Genomic DNA, 16709 nt, shown 5'->3' with positions numbered 1-16709 from the left:
AATTCGGGCGTATTGCCTCGGGTCTCCGGTGGTCGTCCGATAGGCAGGCATAGAACTTTGGGATAAACTGTCTTGCCGACACGGATGTCACGGCTATTTTCAATCGATCCGCAAGTAAAAGCGAGCGCTCTTGCGGTCATCGACCAGGACTACGTCCGAATTCGCTTGAACTCCCTATAGAAGTGCCGCAACATGACCTCAAAACAATAATGCCTTCATAAGAAATCAGAGGGGCATGAGGGAGGTCGTTATGACGAAAGCGAAGTCTCCGGAGGCTGGCGCCTCCGGCGGAGCCAAGCAATCACGGCGTCGTTTCTTGCAGGTCACGGGACTGGGCGCCGCCGCAACTGTCGCCGCACCGCAGGTATCCCGAGCGCAGACTGCCACCTGGAAATTCCAGTCCACCTGGCCGAACAGGGATATCTTCCACGAGTTCTGCAACGATTTCGCCAAGCGCGTGAACGACATGTCGGGCGGACGCCTGAAACTGGACGTTCTCGCGGCCGGCGCCGTCGTGCCGGCGTTCCAACTGCAGGACGCGGTCCATGCCGGCATTCTCGACGGCGGCCATGGCGTGGCCGCCTATTGGTACGGCAAGAACAAGGCCTTTGCGCTCTTCGGCACCGGGCCTTCCTTCGGCTGGAATGCCAATTCGTTCCTCGCCTGGATGAACTATGGCGGCGGCTACGATCTCTACAACGAGCTGCAGCAGCAGATCCTGAAGCTGAACATCGTCGGGTTTCTCTCCGGTCCCATGCCGGCGCAGCCCCTCGGCTGGTTCAAGAACCAGGTATCGTCGGCGGATGCGTTCAAGGGCCTCAAATACCGCACGGTCGGTCTTGCGGCCGACCTGAACCGGCAACTCGGCGCCGCGGTGACGATTCTGGCGGGCGGCGAAATCGTGCCGGCCCTGGAGCGCGGGGTGATCGACGGGGCGGAGTTCAACAATCCGTCCTCGGATCTGGTGCTCGGCTTCCCCGACATCTCGAAGAACTACATGCTCCAGAGCTACCACCAGGTCGGCGAGACCTTCGAGATCATCTTCAACAAGGCGAAGTACGATGGGCTGCCGCCTGAACTGAAGGCGATCGTCAAGTACGCCGCCGAGGCGGCCTCCGCGGACATGTCCTGGAAGGCGCTCGACCGCTACTCGAAGGACCTCGAGGCGATCAGGGGCCGCGGGGTCAACGTGTCCAAGACACCGGACAGTGTGCTGCAGGCTCAGCTCGATGCCTGGAACAAGGTCATCGACGAGTTCTCGCAGGACGCTTTCTTCAAGAAGGTGATCGACAGCCAAAGGGCGTGGGTGCAGCGCACCTACGACTACGAGCGCCTGAACGAGCCCTCGCGCGACATGGCCTACGACCACTTCTTCAAGGCCACCTGAAGCGCTGCACGCGAGCCGCCTCTCATCGGGAGGCGGCTCCGGGAGATGGGGCGGCGCGCCCGGCACCGACCAGGGCGCGCCGGTCCTTCGAGGCATGTCCTGAAGACACCCCGAGGTAAGGCTTCACATGGGTTTCGTCTATCTCATCGACCGCATCAACTCCTTCATCGGAAAGGGTGTGAGCTGGTCGATCCTCGCCCTGACCTTCGCCGTCTGTTACGAGGTGTTCGCGCGCTATGTGATGCGGGCGCCGACCGAATGGGCCTTCGACGCGAGCTACATGCTCTATGGGCTGCTCTTCATGGTGGCGGGCCCCTATACGCTGGCCCGCAACAGCCACGTGCGCGGCGACTTCCTCTACCGGTCGTGGTCGCCCAAGCGGCAGGCCTGGATGGACCTCGTCCTCTACTTCCTCTTCTTCTTCCCGGGCATCCTGGCCTTCATCTATGCGGGCATTCCCTTCACGCAGATGTCCTGGCTCATGAACGAGCACTCCATGAACTCGCCCAACGGGCCGCCGATCTATCCGTTCAAGGCGCTGATCCCGATCGTCGGCGTGCTCATGCTCTTCCAGGGCATCGCCGAGGTGATCCGCTGCATCGCCTGCCTGCGCAGGGGCGATTGGCCCCCTCGCCTCCACGACGTCGAGGAGACGGAGAAACTCGTCCTCGAACAAGCCGAACAAGAAGGTCTCAAGAGGGGTGACATCTGATGCTGGCTTCATGGGGTGTGGGGAATCCCGAACTCGGCGTGCTGATGCTCGGCCTGTTCATCGTCTTCATCATGTTCGGCTTTCCGATCGCCTTCACGTTGATGGCGCTCGGCTTCGGCTTCGGATACATGGCCATGGGCGACATCGTCTTCGCCCTCGTGGTGCAGCGGGCCTACTCGGTCATGACGAACGACACGCTCGTCGCCATCCCGCTCTTCGTGTTCATGGGCTACATCATCGAGCGGGCGAACATTCTCGACCGTCTGTTCAATGCGATCCAGATTGCGGTGGGGGGCCTGCCCGGCTCCCTGGCCGTCGCGACGCTCATCACCTGCGCCATGTTCGCGACCGCGACCGGCATCGTCGGTGCGGTGGTGACCCTCATGGGCCTGCTCGCCTTCCCGGCCATGCTGCGAGCGGGCTACGACGTGCGTCTCTCGTCAGGCGTCGTCTGTGCAGGCGGCTGCCTCGGCATCCTCATCCCGCCCAGCGTGATGCTCATTCTCTACGGCGCCACGGCGGGCGTCTCCGTGCCCAAGCTCTATGCCGGCGCCCTGTTCCCGGGTCTGCTCCTTGCGACCCTCTATATTCTCTACGTGATCGTCCGCTGCATGATCAATCCGAGCCTTGCACCGAAGCTGCCGCCGGAGAAGCGCGCAGCCTCCTTCGGCAAGGTCTTCTGGGCGCTAGCCACCTCGTTCTTTCCGCTGGCGCTGCTCATCTTCTCCGTTCTCGGAGCCATCTTCTTCGGCATCGCGACGCCCACCGAAGCCGCCGCCGTCGGAGCGCTCGGCAGCCTCGTGCTCGCGCTCGCCTACCGCTCGCTGAACTTCAGCAAGCTGAAGGAATCGGTCATCCTCACGGCCCGCACATCCGCCATGGTGTGCTGGCTCTTCATCGGCTCGTTCATCTTCTCCTCGATCTTCGCCTTCCTCGGCGGCGACCAGCCGATCGAGAACTTCGTCATGAGCCTGAACCTCTCCCCCTTCTGGTTCCTGATCCTGACCCAGGTGATCATCTTCATCCTCGGCTGGCCGCTGGAATGGACGGAGATCGTCGTCATCTTCGTGCCGATCTTCCTGCCCCTCCTCGACAATTTCGGGGTCGATCCGATCTTTTTCGGCATCCTGATCGCCCTCAACATCCAGACCTCGTTCCTGTCGCCGCCGGTTGCCATGGCGCCCTTCTACCTGAAGGGGGTCTCGCCGCCCCATGTGAACATCAACGACATCTTTGCCGGCGTGATGCCGTTCCTGCTTCTCGTGATCGTCACGATGGCAATGTTCTACGCCTTTCCGCAGATCGGCCTCTGGCTTCCGGAATATCTCTACCGCTGACGCGGCGGCCGCAGGGGCGGGATCCATAACCCGGGCACGAAACGGCCAGGGACGCGGGCTCAGCCTCAAGCTCGCGGGACAGCTGACGGGAACGCCCGTCACGGTCGACCCGACGCCGGGCGGCTCCACACCGACCAACCCGAAGCCCGCGGATCCTCCTGTCGAGCTGAAGCCCGGCGTCAGCTACGACGACCTGATCGAGGGCGGAGACGGCAACGACACCATCTATGGCGGCTTCGGCAATGACGAGATTCAGGGGGAAGGCGGCGACGACCTCATCATCGGCGGCCAGGATGACGGCTATCTCACCTGGAGCGGCGGGTTGGCGGTCGGGATCGGCGACAATCTCTACGGCAATGACGGGCGCGACACCTATCTCTACAAGAAGGGCGATGGCGTCGACCTGATCTGGGATTTTCAGCCCGGTCAGGACGTCATCAAGCTGACCGGCTACACCCTTGCCGATGTCGACGGCTTCACCTTCGTGCGCGATGTCGCGAACCGCATCGCCACGAGCAATCACGACAAGATCGCGATCATCCTCGCCGAAGGCGGGGACGCCATCGTCTTCAACGACTTTCCCGCCCCCAGCGCTAACGACGTCGCCATCGTGTTCGCCGACGGCAAGACCCTGTCGTCCCGTCAGCTCCTCGAACTCGCGGGAGCCAACCGGGCTGAAGGCAGCTCCGCGTCCGGAGCCGTGCCCGGCGCCGGCGCGGCGGCGGGCAGCGCCGCGAGACCGCTCGATCTGTTCGGAAGCAACGGGGACGATACCCTGATCGGCGGCCGCGGAGACGATCGCCTCTACGGAAACGAGGGCGTCAACGGCCTCAACGGCCGCGGCGGCAACGTTCGGGACATCCTGCTCGGCGAGGACGGGGACGATATCGGCTACGGCAACGGCGGCGACGATCTGATCGTCGGCGGCGCGGGCTCGGACAAGCTCTACGGCGCCGGCGGTGCGGATCTCATCTTCGGCGACGACAGCGAGGGCGTCGACCTTCCGACCATCCTGACCTCCTACACGCCGGCAGCCCCCGGCGAAGAGGTCGGCGCAACCGTCCGGATCGTGAACACCTGGTGGGGCGGCTTCCAGGGCGAGATCACGGTCACGGCGAACGAGAGCGTCAACGACTGGGGCATCTTCCTCAAGAGCAAGTTCAATATCGACAGCATCTGGGGCGCCACGACCGCCGGCGAGGCGAACTGGGAGCAGGGTGTCGTCTACGACCTGAACAATGCGACCTGGAACGGCTCGCTGGCGGCTGGCCAGACGACCACCATCGGCTTCACCGCACGCACGGGCGTGAACGGCGTCGTGGATTCGGCGCACCTCCTGGCGGGCCTCGCCATCGTCAAGGGCGTCTCGGCGGATGCGCTTCCCGGGGAAAGCGTCGTCAACGCGCTCGGCAACACCATGCGCGGCTATGCCGGAGCGGACCTCCTCGTCGGCACCGTCGCCAACGACACCTACTACGTCGATCATTCCGGCGACAGGGTGTTCGAGGCGCGCGCAGGCGGGACGAAGGACAAGGTCGTCGCCTCCGTCAGCCATGCCCTGGCGCAGAATGTGGAGATGCTCTCCGCGGCGGACACCGGCAAGGGGATGACCCTCAAGGGCAACTCGCTCAAGAACACGATCACGGGCAGCAGGGGCGCCGACAAGCTTTGGGGCGGCGCCGGATCCGACGTGTTGAGCGGCGGCAAGGGCAAGGATTCCTTCGTGTTCGACACGAAGCTGCGCAAGTCCGAGGTGGACAAAATCACCGACTTCAACGTGAAGGACGATACCATTCGTCTGGACAACGCTGTCTTCAAGAAGATCGGCAAGAACGGAAGGCTGAAGAAGGATTTCTTCACCATCGGCAGCAAGGCGACCGATGCGGACGACCGCATCATCTACAACAGCAAGAACGGCGCGCTTTACTACGATGCGGACGGCAGCGGAGACGGTGCTGCCGTGCGCTTCGCGACCCTCTCCAAGAAGCTCAAGCTGGCATACAGCGACTTCATCGTCATCTGAGACCTGCATCGTTCATGCGGGAGAGGGAAAGGGCGCGGGAAACGCAACACACACTTGCGTGAGAGCGGCCCGAATATCGTTCTTATCCTGCTCCCCTCCTCCGCTCGTATTGCCGCTCGAACTTCGCCGTACTCCGAAGTTGCGGGACATGCTCCGATTTCCCCTCCTCTGCGCGCCTGCTGCCGGTGGTATCGTCATATCGACGTGATGGGGGCGGTGTCCCGAGCGGCAAAGGGAGCGGGTTGTAAGTCCGCTGGCTTTTCAAGCCTTCGTAGGTTCGAGTCCTACTCCCCCCACCGTCACGCCTCTGAAGGCAGCAGCCGCCCGATCGGAGCACCGCCGGAACCGCGGGTTCCGTCTCCACGTTGGCCTCTCGTGTTCATGCCGAAACGGAGGCCGTGATGATCTGCCGATTCTGTCAGCAGGACGTGGACGATCCCTGCCACGACACGCCCGAAATGCGAGCCAGGGCCGAAAGCCACATCAAGCGTTGCGAGAGGGCCCTCATGAGCCAGACCGGCATGGGCGCCGGCTCAGGCGCAGCTGGGCGCGAGTGACGCCATGACGGGCAAAGGCGAAGACCGCGCTCAAGGCTTCGCGGAGCAAAGCGTGAAGAAGAGCGCGGCGCATCCGAGCCAGAGCAGCCCCGACCACCACGAGCAGGGCGACCGGACGCAAAGCGACCGGAGCCTGACCGGAAACGATCACCGCGAGGATTCGAGAGGCTCCGACCCGGACCGCCCGAAACCGGAAGACCGCTACAAACCCTAAGCAGAGGAATAGACCGATGGCCTGCAAAGCTCGAATGAGACCGTCCTGGAAGAAGCGGAAGCGTCGTAAGGATCGGCCTTCAGGATCCCGCGCGGACCGCGTGACACAGCGCAGCTGACGGCTCCCTGTATGCCGCTCCACGGCCCGCTTCGGCGGGCCGTTTTGCATGCTGGGAGGAACCTCGATTTCGCCACCACGTTGGCCCCGCAAGCACACGCAAAATGGAGGCTACGCCTATGATCTGCGCATTCTGCCAGCAGGACGTAAACGACCCCTGTCACAACATTCAGGACATGCAGCAGCGAGCCGAGAACCACATCGACCGTTGCGAAAACGCTTTTGAGAGGCAAGGCGGCGGCTCCCACCCGCAGCGCGCGCCGTCGACCGACATCGCGAGCGGCGGCAAAGCTTGAGGAGTTTTTGAGATGGCCCAGAACGCAGGCAGCAATCAGGGCGGCGTCAACAAGAGCCGCGACAAGAGCGCGGACCGGCATCGCCGCTCCGACAAGGAAACCGGAGCAGGCCAGACCGAGGCGCGCCCTCTCGACCCCGGAACGCGCACGGATGGCGGAGCACCCGGAAACATGACCGGCCGGCAGCGCTGAGCACGCCCAAGCACAGGACGGGCCACGGACAAGCGCCGACGAGACCCGGAACTGCGTCATGAGGAGCGGGCTTCGGCCCGCTCCTCGTCTGTTTCGTCCGCGTTGTGGCCAAATGAAGACCGGATTTCGGAGGCAACCCTCCTGCAAGGCCCTCAGACGATGAAGAAGTCCTCTGCCGTCACATCCAGGTTCTTCTTCACCGTAGCGAACTTGATCGCGTCTCCTCTGCCCGAGCCGTCGGCATCGTAGTAAAGCGCGCCCTGCTTCTTGTTGTAGATCAGGTAGTCGTCCTTGTCCCTCGCCTTGTTCAGGCTGAAGAATCTCTCCTCCAGCTTGATGGGATTGGCGGATGAGCCCTTGCCGAGTTTCTTGAACACGAGATTGTCGAGGTGGAATGCGTCGTCCTCGGATTTGAAGTCGGCCACCCTGTCGACATTCGTCCTGCTGTTCAGCTTGGTCTTGAAGACGAACGTATCCTGACCGGCCCCTCCCCTCAGGACGTCGTTGCCGCCGAAGCCCGACAGGATGTCGGCGCCGCCGCCGGATTTGAGGACGTTGTCGACGCTGTTGCCTTTCAGGATATCGTCACCCGAACCCGTGACGGCCTTCTCGACGATTGTGCCTGAGGCAATCGCAATGTTGTTGGTCTCGCCGGCGGCGCTGCTGAAGGTTCCCGCCTTGAGGTTCACCGTCGAGTCCTCGGAGAAGCCGGACAGGTCGAGCGTATTGCCCTTGCCCTGGCTATAGAGGGTGACCACCGGGTTCTTGTTGATCGTGAAATCGAAGAACTGCCGCAACAGACCCTTGACGTTGCTGTTGAAGCCGAAGACCTGGCCGCCCGAGAAAGGACCGTTTTTCGCGGCGCCGTAAAGCTGCTGGATCGCCATGATGTCCAGCATCATGATGGTGTGGGGCGAATTCTGAGGAATCCCCTCCTGCGTGACGCCCCAATTCGTGCCGGTCACGGGATAGCTGCCGGCATACTTGGCGTCGGCCGCAGTCCAGCCGATGTAGGACATGATCGTCCACATCCGGTTGTCGTAGGCGCTGAACTGCTGTGTGGACGCGTCGACATTGCCGTTGTACGGCCCTCCGTGTCCCAGGCCAAGCAGGTGACCGACCTCGTGGATGGCCGTGCCCATCCCGTAGCCGCCATACTTGTCGAACGATCCCGAGAGATCGAAGCCGTTCTCGGCCGTATCCATGGATATCGTGGCCTGGCCGGTGTGGCTGCCCAACTGGTAGCCGCTTCCATTGGAGACCGGGCCGTTCTCCCAGGCTCCCCCGTCATTGCCGCGCTGGATCCGGACATCCGCATTGGTGCCGCTCTCGACGAACTTGATGTCCGCGACGGCCGACCACATGGCGAAAGCCTTGAGGAACGTATTCTTCTCCACCTTCGTCAGCTGGGATGCGGGGTCGAAGGTGTAGGTGATGACCGCTCCTGTCCCGGCGAACGGCGCTCCCCACTTCTGCGCGGTCTGCCCGTCCAGGCTCCAGAACGCCTTGTTGGTCACCGAACCCTTCGGGCTCAACCCGTTTATGAATGAGACCTCCGCCTGCAGCGAAGGGCTTTTCGGACCGGCAAGGCCGGCGCCCTTGCCCGCCGACAGGTTGCAGACGAGTCAGAGCGAGCACCCGCATGCTCGTAAGACCCTAGCGTAAGCCGGCCATTGCCGTTCTGGCCGCAGAAGAAACACATGAATGCCCCCATAAAACCCTGCGCGGCGGAGCCATCCTGACTCTCTTTGCCACTAGGCTGGGGGATAGTCTTACGATGCTTCCGTAAAGGAAAGACTATGGGCTCCAGTCTTCTGGAGCATCGCGAGGGGCTCGCCTCATCGTCGACGGGGCGGATGCTCAGGAGGACGCGCGGGAGGAGAAGGTTCGGCCTCAGGCCACTTCTGTTGAAGTATCCGTGCGACACCCCGGGATCGGGCACACTCCTCAGGCTCGGACTGGCGGTAGGCCCGAATCCGCACCTCCTCGAGACCGAAGCCATATGGCGGCGAATGTCGATGATCGGCCGGCGGAACCTTGGGGCTTCCGGATCGCTTGAGAGCAGGCATGCGTTTGTCGTCGCCAAGCCCCGGCCCGCATCGCCGGACCACAAGCGGAGGTCTCATGGCCAGCATTCCCAAGGATCCGAGCCTGGACAGCACCCTCAAGCTCTTTTCCGAGGGCTACACGTTCATCTCCGACCGATGCCGCCGCTACGGGTCAGACCTTTTCGAGACACGGATCATGCTCACCAAGGCCGTCTGCATGGTCGGAGCGGAAGCCGCGGAGCACTTCTACCGGCGGGACCAGTTCACTCGACGCTATGCCATGCCGCGGCCGTCCATCACGCTGATCCAGGATTTCGGAAGCGTCATGGTCATGGATGGCGAGGACCATCGCCGGCGCAAGCAGATGTTCCTGTCCCTCATGAGCCCTGAAGCGCTCCGGAGGCTTGCCGATCTGACAGCTTCGCATTGGCGCGCCCGAACTCGCCGCTGGGAGACCATGGACGAAGTCGTCCTCTTCCATGAGGCGCATGTTCCCCTCTGCGGAGCCATCTGCGAATGGGCGGGCCTCAGCCTGGAAGAGAGCGAGATCGAGCAGAGGGCCCGGGAATTCGAGGCGATGGTCGAGGGAACCGGATCTCCCGGGCCGCGCAACTGGCGAGGGCACCTGATGCGCGCCCGGACGGAGCGGTGGATGCGCGACATCATCCGCCGGATCAGGGCCAAGGACATCCGGGTTCCTCAGGGAAGCGCCGCGGACGTGATCGCCTCGTACCGGGACATGAACGGCGAACTCCTCGATGTGAAGGTTGCGGCGGTCGAGCTTATCAACGTCCTGCGGCCCACGGTTGCCAATGCCCGCTTCGTAACCTTCATCGCCATGGCCCTGCATGACAATCCCCAGTGGCGGGAGCGGCTTCAAGCCAGCGACGACGATCTGGAACCCTTCGTGCATGAGGTCCGCCGCTTCTACCCGTTCATCCCCTTCATCGGCGGAAGGGTGCTGAAGGAATTCGAGTGGAGAGGCTATCGCTTCGCCAAAGGAACCTGGGTCCTGATGGATCTCTACGGCACGAACCGCGACCCGCGCATCTGGAATGATGCAGATGCTTTCCGGCCGGAAAGATTCCGGGATCGGGCGATAGGCAGCTATGAATTCATCCCTCAGGGCGGCGGCGACCACTCGGAAACCCACCGCTGCCCGGGCGAGTGGATCACGATCGAGCAGATGAAGACGATCACCCGCCTGCTCACGCGGGAGACGACCTATCGTGTCCCCGAGCAGGATCTTGCGATCGACCTCGGGAGAATGCCCGCGTTGCCCGAAAGCCGCTTCGTGATGAACGACGTCCGGCACGTACCGCGTCCGGCATAGCGGCCCGACGGCTGAGTTCATGTGGACCGAAGGACGCCGAAAGGATTGTTGCCGGCCGTTCCGGCCCAGGGGCAGCCCTTCACGGTTGAACCGTCTCCATCGCTCGTTTGTTGAGCCAGCAGACGACCACCCTCATGCGCCCGGAGATCATTGATGATCAACCTCGACAAGATCCACAAGGGAATGGACGTGGTCACGTCCGACGACCATCGCCTCGGGACCGTTCGCGAAGTCATGGAGCACGTGCTGTTCCTGAACGACGTCGAGGCGGTTTCGGAGTTCAACAAGACCTCCGTCCCGATGATCTGGATCATCGGCATCGACGATGCGGTGCGGCTCGCGAAATCCCGGGAGCAGGTCGAGAAGGAGTGGCACGCGGGTCCCAGGTCCGGCCTCTGACGCGTCGGCGGAGCCTCAATGTTCCCTGTGGAGACATCATGATCAATATCGGCAAAGGCATCATCGCGGGTCTTGTTGCCTCCGCAGTCACTGCCGGTGTCGTGTTTCTGGCGTCGTCGGTCGGCATCGCCCAGAGCCTGGATCCGGTCCGGGCGATGAGCGGGATCATGCTGTCGCCGCCTGGACTGGGCTGGGTCTTACACTTTGCGCTGGGGGCGATTCTGTGGGGACCTCTCTTTGCGGTGCTAAGTCCGGCTCTGCCGAGCCCCTTCTGGTTCAAGGGCATCGTCTTCGGCGCGGCTGCTTGGCTGCTGATGCATGTCGTGGTTTGGCTGGCCGACCCCGCCACGCCGCCCCAGGCCGCCTTCGGACCTGCCCTGTACCACCTTCTTTTCGGGGGCGTGCTCGGGGCGATCTATGGAATCCTGCTCGACCGGTCGGAGCGGCGAGCTTCGGTCCGGCGCGCAGCCGGAAACACCTGGTGAGCGCCCCCCCGGGCAGGCCGTCTTCCGGCCTACCCGGTCGGTGAGAACCGGCACCGCGAGGCGCGCCTCCTGACGATTGCCGGCTCAGGCGAGTCGCTAGCTCTGCAATTGGGGTGGAATGGCCGAAACATCGTCGTGGTCATGGTCGATGGGCACGAGGAACGTCACGAAAAGACCGTCCTCTTCCTCGTCCTCGTCGAAATCGTCGTCGGCATCCAGATCAGGGGCTTCGAAGGCGGCCACCTCCTCCTGCGAAGCAGGCCGGACGTTCAGGTGTGCCTGCCCGTCCCACAACGGCTTCCCCTCGCTGGTCATCGCAGTCAAGTCCTGCTTGAACTCGTCGCTTTCGAAGATCGCTCGTGCCTGAGCCTCTTCCGCATCCGTGATGGCAATCGGGTTGCCACCGATCTCGAGCGTAAACATCTTTCTTCCTTCTCCATTGAAGTCGCATGGCCAATCAACGCCGTGCGGGTGAAACAGATCGCCGACGGACCCTGGAGAGCCCGTCACGGACGGCAGTCGTCCGGCGAGCATCCGCACCGACCGGCCTCTCCGTGGCGCACGCACCGCCCAACCGTAGCAGGACGGCGGCCGTTCACAGCCCGGCTCATGGTGTCCTCCTCGCTGCGTCCATTGATGGAACAGATAAAGGCGCGGGTTGTTCTGGCCTAGGTTCCGTATGGATCCCGAGCCGTTTGCACGTCGGGCACGACCGCACCTACTGAACGGGCATCGTCGGCGCAGGATTCGGGGCCTGATCGCTCGATGGGGAGGTGTCCTCCAGAGAGCCGAAATACGTCATCAGAACAGTGCCGGCCAGGACGATCAGGACGAGGGCGATCATGATGGTGCGTCGGTTCATGGATGTCTCCTCTGACAGTGTGCCGATGAGCCGGCGAAAGCATGGATTCCCGCCCCGTCCGACCCGCGAAGTCTTTCCGTCATGGTACTCTCCACCTGCCCCTCCGATGGCGCGGGGCCAGCAACCGGAGCGAACAGATGCCCGTCTTCAAGCGTGAATTGGCCTTCACCGCGGATCGTCCGCTCGAGAATGCGGGAGACTGGTGGCATCTCGTCCTCGATACCGATGCGCCGGGCCTTTACGTGGAGCACACTTGGCTGCACGCGGGTCCTCACCAGGACGGTCAGACGGCCCATGGAACGCAGCGCTTCGGGATCAACGACTTTCTCACGCTGGCCGAGGGCCGGCCGGCGCAGCCGATGCTCATGAGCGCCCTCCGAGAGATGTTCCGCGACACCGAGCCAGCCTCCTGACGGCATTCCCCGGTCGTCCATCGTCGGTCCTGCGCCACACGGGAAGGTCGGAGCGTGAGGATCTAGACCCTCACGCCCGTCGCACGCCGGATCGCTATTCGGCCGCCTCGAGGAACGATTGCGCTCTCCAGTCGACCTCGCATTCGTCGAAGTAGCGCGAGACGGCCTTCTCGAAGGGCGGCAGGATCAGGCCGCGCTCGCTCGACAGGGCCGTGAGCCGCGGAGCATCCTTTACCGCCTGCGGCCCTGCCCGCCACGGCAGCCCGGCCTCGACCGCGATGCGCTTGGCCAGTTCGGCCCACGAGGTCATGCCCTGGTTCGCCAGGTGCCAGATCCCGCGTTCGCCGTCGACCAGGAGATCGAGGACGGCGTGGACAAGATCGGGAACATAGGTGGGCGAGACGATGCCCTCCGTCGGAGCGACGGTCCGGCCGGCGTCGAGATTGCTGAGAACCTGGTAGACGAAGTTGGACGTGTCCCACGGTCCGAAGAAGGCGCTTGTACGAATGACGAGCGCCTCGGGATGGGCCTGGGCCACACGTCTCTCTGCCTCCGCCTTGCTCTCGCCGTACACGCAGGCCGGGCAGACCGGATCGCTCTCCAGGTAAGGGCGTCCAAGCCCGCCGTCGAAGACCCGGTCAGACGAGAAGGCGACCACCGGCAGCCCAAGGCGGGCGCCCGCCTGAGCAACCGCCTCGGCCCCGGCGGCATTCGCCCTGAAGCACAGATCCCGCTCACGCGCGGCATCGCCGACACGAACGTATCCCGCTGCATTGATGACGGCCCAGGGACGGTGCCGTGCGACTGCGGCATCCACGGAGGCCGGATCGGTGATATCCATCTCGTTGCGCGTCAGGAGCACGTGGTCGAGCCCGCGCTGCTCGCAGAGGCGGGCGAAAGCCCGGCCGAGGGTCCCGGTCGCGCCGGCGATCAGGATCGGACGCCGGGCACGGGGAGGCGCAGCCGCTTTGCGTGCCGGGGGATGGTAATGCCGCCCGTCACGCCGCCACCAGCCCTGCTGGTCGAGCACGGGGTGCTCGAAGGTGCCGGTGCGCGCCAGGGACTCGGCCGCCCTTCCGATCGCGGTGCGACGCGGTTGCGCGCTGCGGATGTCGAAGGCGCCGGGTTCATAGAAGCCGTTGCGGGCCACGAGCAGAGAGTTCCAGTCCACCGCCCCGAGCAGGGACCAGATGGTGACGGCCCGGATGTCGTGGCCCGTCGCCCTGAGTTCCTGAACGCCGTTCCAGACCTCTGCGAGCCAGCGCACCTGCTCCTCGCGGGTCGAGCCGTGATGCGCCTCCGTGACCACGATGGGATGCCGGTAGCGGTCCCAGACCTCCGCAAGGCGCGCCTTGAAACCGAGCTCTTCGGGCGGAATGTCCATCCGCAGCGCCTCGACATCGGCGTAGTGGTCGATGCGTGTGGCGCCACTGAGCGGATGCAGGTGATTGCCGCCATGGAAGCACGCGGGATAGCGATCCATCGCTTCGTCGAGATAGCGTTCGCTCGTATTATAATGGTTGATGCCGATGATGTCCGGCGTGCCGTCACCTTCGAGGAAGAAATCGAGCTCCTCTTCCTGAATGCCGTGCCGGAGGCAGATCTCATGCCAGGGATGCGAGCGATCCACGCGCCCGAACAGCAGGTCGAGGCTGAGCCAGCGGCGCTGGTTCTCCAGGTCGGCCTGGTAGCGCAGATGCGGCGTGCTGAAAGTCTTGCCCATGTCCTCCGTCTGCACCAGTTGCGCATGAGGCGTTATCCGGCGGATGGCGCGCATGGCCAGTACGGTTGCCCGGCATTCGGTGACGAGGCAGCGCAGGAACGTCGGGTAATCGCGCCCATGTGGATGCCAGTGACCGTAAAGACCGCTGAAGCGGGCGGTTGTCAGCGGCTCATTGATCGGGGTGAACATGTCGATCCAGGGATAGCGCGCCGCGACACGCTCCGCGTGGCGGGCCAGCAGATGGGGGAACTCCGGATCGGTCAGGCTGGTATATCTCGGTCCGCTGCCGTGATGCACCAGGCCGGCGATCGGCCGGATGCCCAGCTCGCGCAAGCGAGCGAAACGCTCGTCGCTCCAGCTCCAGTCGCAAATGTCGGGATGATCGGGCGCGATGGATTCCCACACGACGGGATAGCGCATCGTCCTGATCCCAAGAGCCGCGATGGCATCGAGGTCCGAAAGGCGCCGGAGATGGCCCGTCTCTTCGACCTGATTGCGGAACTCGTCTCCGATTTGCACAACAGTGCACTCGACGCCGCCCCAAAGCTCGAGCGGCCGCTCAACTGGCTCGATCAAAGTCAGACCTCTTTAAAACGGATCGCGCGGTCGGCGCGTTTAAGGAGTGGTTCTAACCTGCCCGAAGCGCCAGTAGTTCCTCATGTTTCGACAATATACACCTCGGTTTAACTCATGTTAATTGGAGGATCTTCCCGGTCTATAAGAAGGTTATGAATATTGTTGAGAAAACAGGAGGCATAGATGGCATCGCCTCCGCCCAACGCCCGAGTAATTCCTCTGTCCGGCGCCATGTATACAGGCATCGCCTTAGCGATATGGCTGTGTTTCCCTGAACCGGCTGAGCGGCGCCGGTGTTCATCATGATCGCATTGCGGTGGCTCCGTCGTGACGAGACCGGACGAGGCTCCGGCAGTTCGCCGTGCGATCGTAGCCCGGTTCTCGCACGGCCATGAGCAAAGCACGCGGGTTCGGCGTTAAGTGAAGGAGCACGGGCGATCTTGGTTGAACGGGACCGGAGTTTCCTTCAGCCACGGCGAAGAGGGGAGCGTGATGGAAGATGAGCAGGCTGAGAGCACGGGGCACGGCATGATCCTCAAGGCACCGGCGGCGACGGTCCCTTTCGAGGCCCGCATCGCGACGAGCGGTGCCGGCATCGTGTTCGAGCTGCACGGGCTCGATTCCAAGGGCGAGTCCATGGTTGTGCTCCGGCACGAGATGGCAAGACGCGAACAGGGCGATTACCTCGACCTTTTCGAGAAGATCTCTCACACCTTCGGAACCCGCCTCCCCCGCAACCGTCAGGGCGGAGAGCCGCCTTCCTTCACGGCGTCCTACCGGGTCCTGCTCGACCGCAACATCACGCCTCAGGTCTGGTACGGATACGGCGATCCAGCCGTCACCAGAGTTCCGGCCGAGCGCACGGGCGACGGCGACTGGTACTATCTCTTCGTGACCTCGAACGACGCCCCGAACTCGTTTCCGATCCTGCGGTCCAGAACCCTGGATCGATGGGAGCTGTCGGGCTTTGTCTTTCCGGAAGGGAAAAAGCCGTCCTGGGCCGAGGATGGGTTGAATGTCAGCGATTACTGGGCTCCCGAGATGCACATGGCCGGGGATCAGTTCCTGGTCTGCTTCGCGGCCCGCGAGAAGGGCGGTTCCCTGGCGATCGGGCTGGCCCGATCGTCCCGGCCGGAGGGGCCCTTCGAGGGCGACGACGCGCCGCTCGTCGGCGGCGGCGTGATCGATCCGCATCTCTTCGTCGACCGCGACGGCCGAACGTTCTTGTTCTGGAAGGAGGACACGAATGACGTCTGGCCGAGCCTGCTGAGCGCGTTCCTGTCCGACCACGCGGAGATGGCCGAAGCGCTCTTCCCCTTGCCCGAGGACCAGAGGACGGCCTCGCTCGCCCTAACGATCTGGCCCTGGGTGCGCACGCTGGAACCCATGGAGCGCTTCCTCGTGCAGCAGGTCCTGATCGAAGCGGTCGTGTCCGACTTCTCAGGGTTCCGGCAGCGTCTCCGCGCGTTGCTGGAAGGGCAGGTTGCCGAGGACACCCGGCAGGCCATCAACCATATTCTCACGGCCCTGCGCACACCTGTTTATGCTCAGGAGTTCGATCCGCAGACCCGCTGCCTTATCGGCGACAGGACGGTCGTGCTCGAGAACGATCAGGATTGGGAGGCCCACCTCATCGAGGGGATCTGGGTCGTCGAACATTCAGGCCGGTTCTACATGTTCTATTCCGGAAACGATTTCTCGACGCCGGAATACGGAACCGGTGTCGCTGTCGCCCCCTCCCCGCTCGGACCCTACCGGAAGATCGCGAACCCTCTCCTGCGGTCGACGAGACAATGGGCCGGCCCCGGCCACCCCTCCGTCGCCACCGGACCGGACGGAGCCCCCTGGCTCTTCCTGCACGCCTTCCATCCGGGAGAGGCCGGATACAAGAAGTTCCGCGCGCTGCTCGCGGTGCCGCTCAGCTTCGATCGGGAAAACGTGACGGTCCGTTGAGGTCGTCCCTCGCGATGGACCTCGACCCTCGGCTGGCCCATTTCACCGCAGTCCGACGCAACTCGCCGGGCTCGCCCATGGC

The 16709-nt window shown here is 63.6% G+C and carries 17 protein-coding genes, 1 tRNA gene and 1 pseudogene; 15 read left to right on the top strand and 4 right to left on the bottom strand.

What is annotated here, in order from left to right; all coding sequences use genetic code 11:
• Positions 1-250 precede the first annotated feature (250 nt).
• From ACFOYU_RS13270 to ACFOYU_RS13225, 10 genes and pseudogenes are all read left to right on the top strand, one after another.
• Positions 251-1387, top strand: a complete 1137-nt coding sequence (locus tag ACFOYU_RS13270) for a TRAP transporter substrate-binding protein (protein ID WP_226742627.1) — start codon at positions 251-253, stop codon at positions 1385-1387.
• Positions 1388-1514: 127 nt separating this feature from the next.
• The gene (locus tag ACFOYU_RS13265) at positions 1515-2099 is read left to right on the top strand and encodes a TRAP transporter small permease subunit (RefSeq protein ID WP_226742626.1); all 585 of its coding nucleotides are present in this window, start codon (positions 1515-1517) and stop codon (positions 2097-2099) included.
• Positions 2099-3436, top strand: a complete 1338-nt coding sequence (locus ACFOYU_RS13260; protein ID WP_226742625.1) for a TRAP transporter large permease subunit — start codon at positions 2099-2101, stop codon at positions 3434-3436. Before ACFOYU_RS13265 ends, ACFOYU_RS13260 begins: the two co-directional genes overlap by 1 nt.
• Positions 3423-3728 (top strand): annotated as a pseudogene (locus ACFOYU_RS13255) (hypothetical protein); the annotation flags it as partial. The gene ACFOYU_RS13260 and the pseudogene ACFOYU_RS13255, both read left to right, overlap by 14 nt.
• 30 nt (positions 3729-3758) lie before the next feature.
• Positions 3759-5459, top strand: a complete 1701-nt coding sequence (locus tag ACFOYU_RS13250) for a cellulose binding domain-containing protein (protein ID WP_377033960.1) — start codon at positions 3759-3761, stop codon at positions 5457-5459.
• A gap of 209 nt (positions 5460-5668) precedes the next feature.
• A tRNA-Tyr gene (locus ACFOYU_RS13245) sits at positions 5669-5755 on the top strand.
• A gap of 105 nt (positions 5756-5860) precedes the next feature.
• Positions 5861-6016: a hypothetical protein gene (locus tag ACFOYU_RS13240; protein ID WP_377033959.1), complete on the top strand. Its 156-nt coding sequence runs from the start codon at positions 5861-5863 to the stop codon at positions 6014-6016.
• 4 nt (positions 6017-6020) lie between these two features.
• The gene (locus ACFOYU_RS13235) at positions 6021-6230 is read left to right on the top strand and encodes a hypothetical protein (RefSeq protein ID WP_226742623.1); all 210 of its coding nucleotides are present in this window, start codon (positions 6021-6023) and stop codon (positions 6228-6230) included.
• Between the two features lie 236 nt (positions 6231-6466).
• Positions 6467-6643 carry a hypothetical protein gene (locus ACFOYU_RS13230; RefSeq protein ID WP_377033958.1) on the top strand — a complete coding sequence of 59 codons (177 nt, stop codon included), beginning with the start codon at positions 6467-6469 and terminating at the stop codon, positions 6641-6643.
• Positions 6644-6655: 12 nt separating this feature from the next.
• Complete coding sequence (locus ACFOYU_RS13225; RefSeq protein WP_226742621.1) at positions 6656-6835, top strand: hypothetical protein; 180 nt, start codon at positions 6656-6658, stop codon at positions 6833-6835.
• 152 nt (positions 6836-6987) lie between these two features.
• Here ACFOYU_RS13225 and ACFOYU_RS13220 read toward each other — a convergent pair whose 3' ends face one another.
• A complete protein-coding gene (locus ACFOYU_RS13220) occupies positions 6988-8352 on the bottom strand; it encodes a M10 family metallopeptidase C-terminal domain-containing protein (RefSeq protein ID WP_377033957.1) in 1365 nt (454 codons plus the stop codon).
• A gap of 607 nt (positions 8353-8959) precedes the next feature.
• Between ACFOYU_RS13220 and ACFOYU_RS13215 the strand changes: the two genes are divergently transcribed.
• From ACFOYU_RS13215 to ACFOYU_RS13205, 3 genes are all read left to right on the top strand, one after another.
• A complete protein-coding gene (locus ACFOYU_RS13215) occupies positions 8960-10216 on the top strand; it encodes a cytochrome P450 (protein ID WP_377033956.1) in 1257 nt (418 codons plus the stop codon).
• Between the two features lie 153 nt (positions 10217-10369).
• Complete coding sequence (locus tag ACFOYU_RS13210) at positions 10370-10615, top strand: DUF2171 domain-containing protein (protein ID WP_226742618.1); 246 nt, start codon at positions 10370-10372, stop codon at positions 10613-10615.
• 38 nt (positions 10616-10653) lie between these two features.
• A complete protein-coding gene (locus ACFOYU_RS13205) occupies positions 10654-11100 on the top strand; it encodes a DUF6789 family protein (protein WP_377033955.1) in 447 nt (148 codons plus the stop codon).
• A gap of 96 nt (positions 11101-11196) precedes the next feature.
• Here the strand turns inward: ACFOYU_RS13205 and ACFOYU_RS13200 are convergent, their stop codons facing one another.
• Entirely contained in the window at positions 11197-11640 is a 444-nt protein-coding gene (locus ACFOYU_RS13200; RefSeq protein WP_377033954.1) for a hypothetical protein, read from the bottom strand.
• Between the two features lie 178 nt (positions 11641-11818).
• Positions 11819-11962: a hypothetical protein gene (locus tag ACFOYU_RS13195; RefSeq protein WP_377033953.1), complete on the bottom strand. Its 144-nt coding sequence runs from the start codon at positions 11960-11962 to the stop codon at positions 11819-11821.
• Between the two features lie 137 nt (positions 11963-12099).
• On the opposite strand from ACFOYU_RS13195, the gene ACFOYU_RS13190 reads away from it, so the two are divergent.
• Positions 12100-12375, top strand: a complete 276-nt coding sequence (locus ACFOYU_RS13190; RefSeq protein WP_226742615.1) for a hypothetical protein — start codon at positions 12100-12102, stop codon at positions 12373-12375.
• 94 nt (positions 12376-12469) lie between these two features.
• Here ACFOYU_RS13190 and ACFOYU_RS13185 read toward each other — a convergent pair whose 3' ends face one another.
• The gene (locus tag ACFOYU_RS13185) at positions 12470-14674 is read right to left on the bottom strand and encodes a family 1 glycosylhydrolase (protein ID WP_377033952.1); all 2205 of its coding nucleotides are present in this window, start codon (positions 14672-14674) and stop codon (positions 12470-12472) included.
• 492 nt (positions 14675-15166) lie between these two features.
• On the opposite strand from ACFOYU_RS13185, the gene ACFOYU_RS13180 reads away from it, so the two are divergent.
• Positions 15167-16627 carry a family 43 glycosylhydrolase gene (locus ACFOYU_RS13180; protein WP_377033982.1) on the top strand — a complete coding sequence of 487 codons (1461 nt, stop codon included), beginning with the start codon at positions 15167-15169 and terminating at the stop codon, positions 16625-16627.
• The last annotated feature ends 82 nt before the right edge of the window (positions 16628-16709 follow it).

The sequence above is a fragment of the Microvirga sp. GCM10011540 genome (assembly GCF_042650665.1).
Taxonomy (GTDB): domain Bacteria; phylum Pseudomonadota; class Alphaproteobacteria; order Rhizobiales; family Beijerinckiaceae; genus Microvirga; species Microvirga lenta.
Note: the sequence above shows the minus strand (reverse complement) of the source record. Positions and strands in the feature narration are given on the sequence as shown.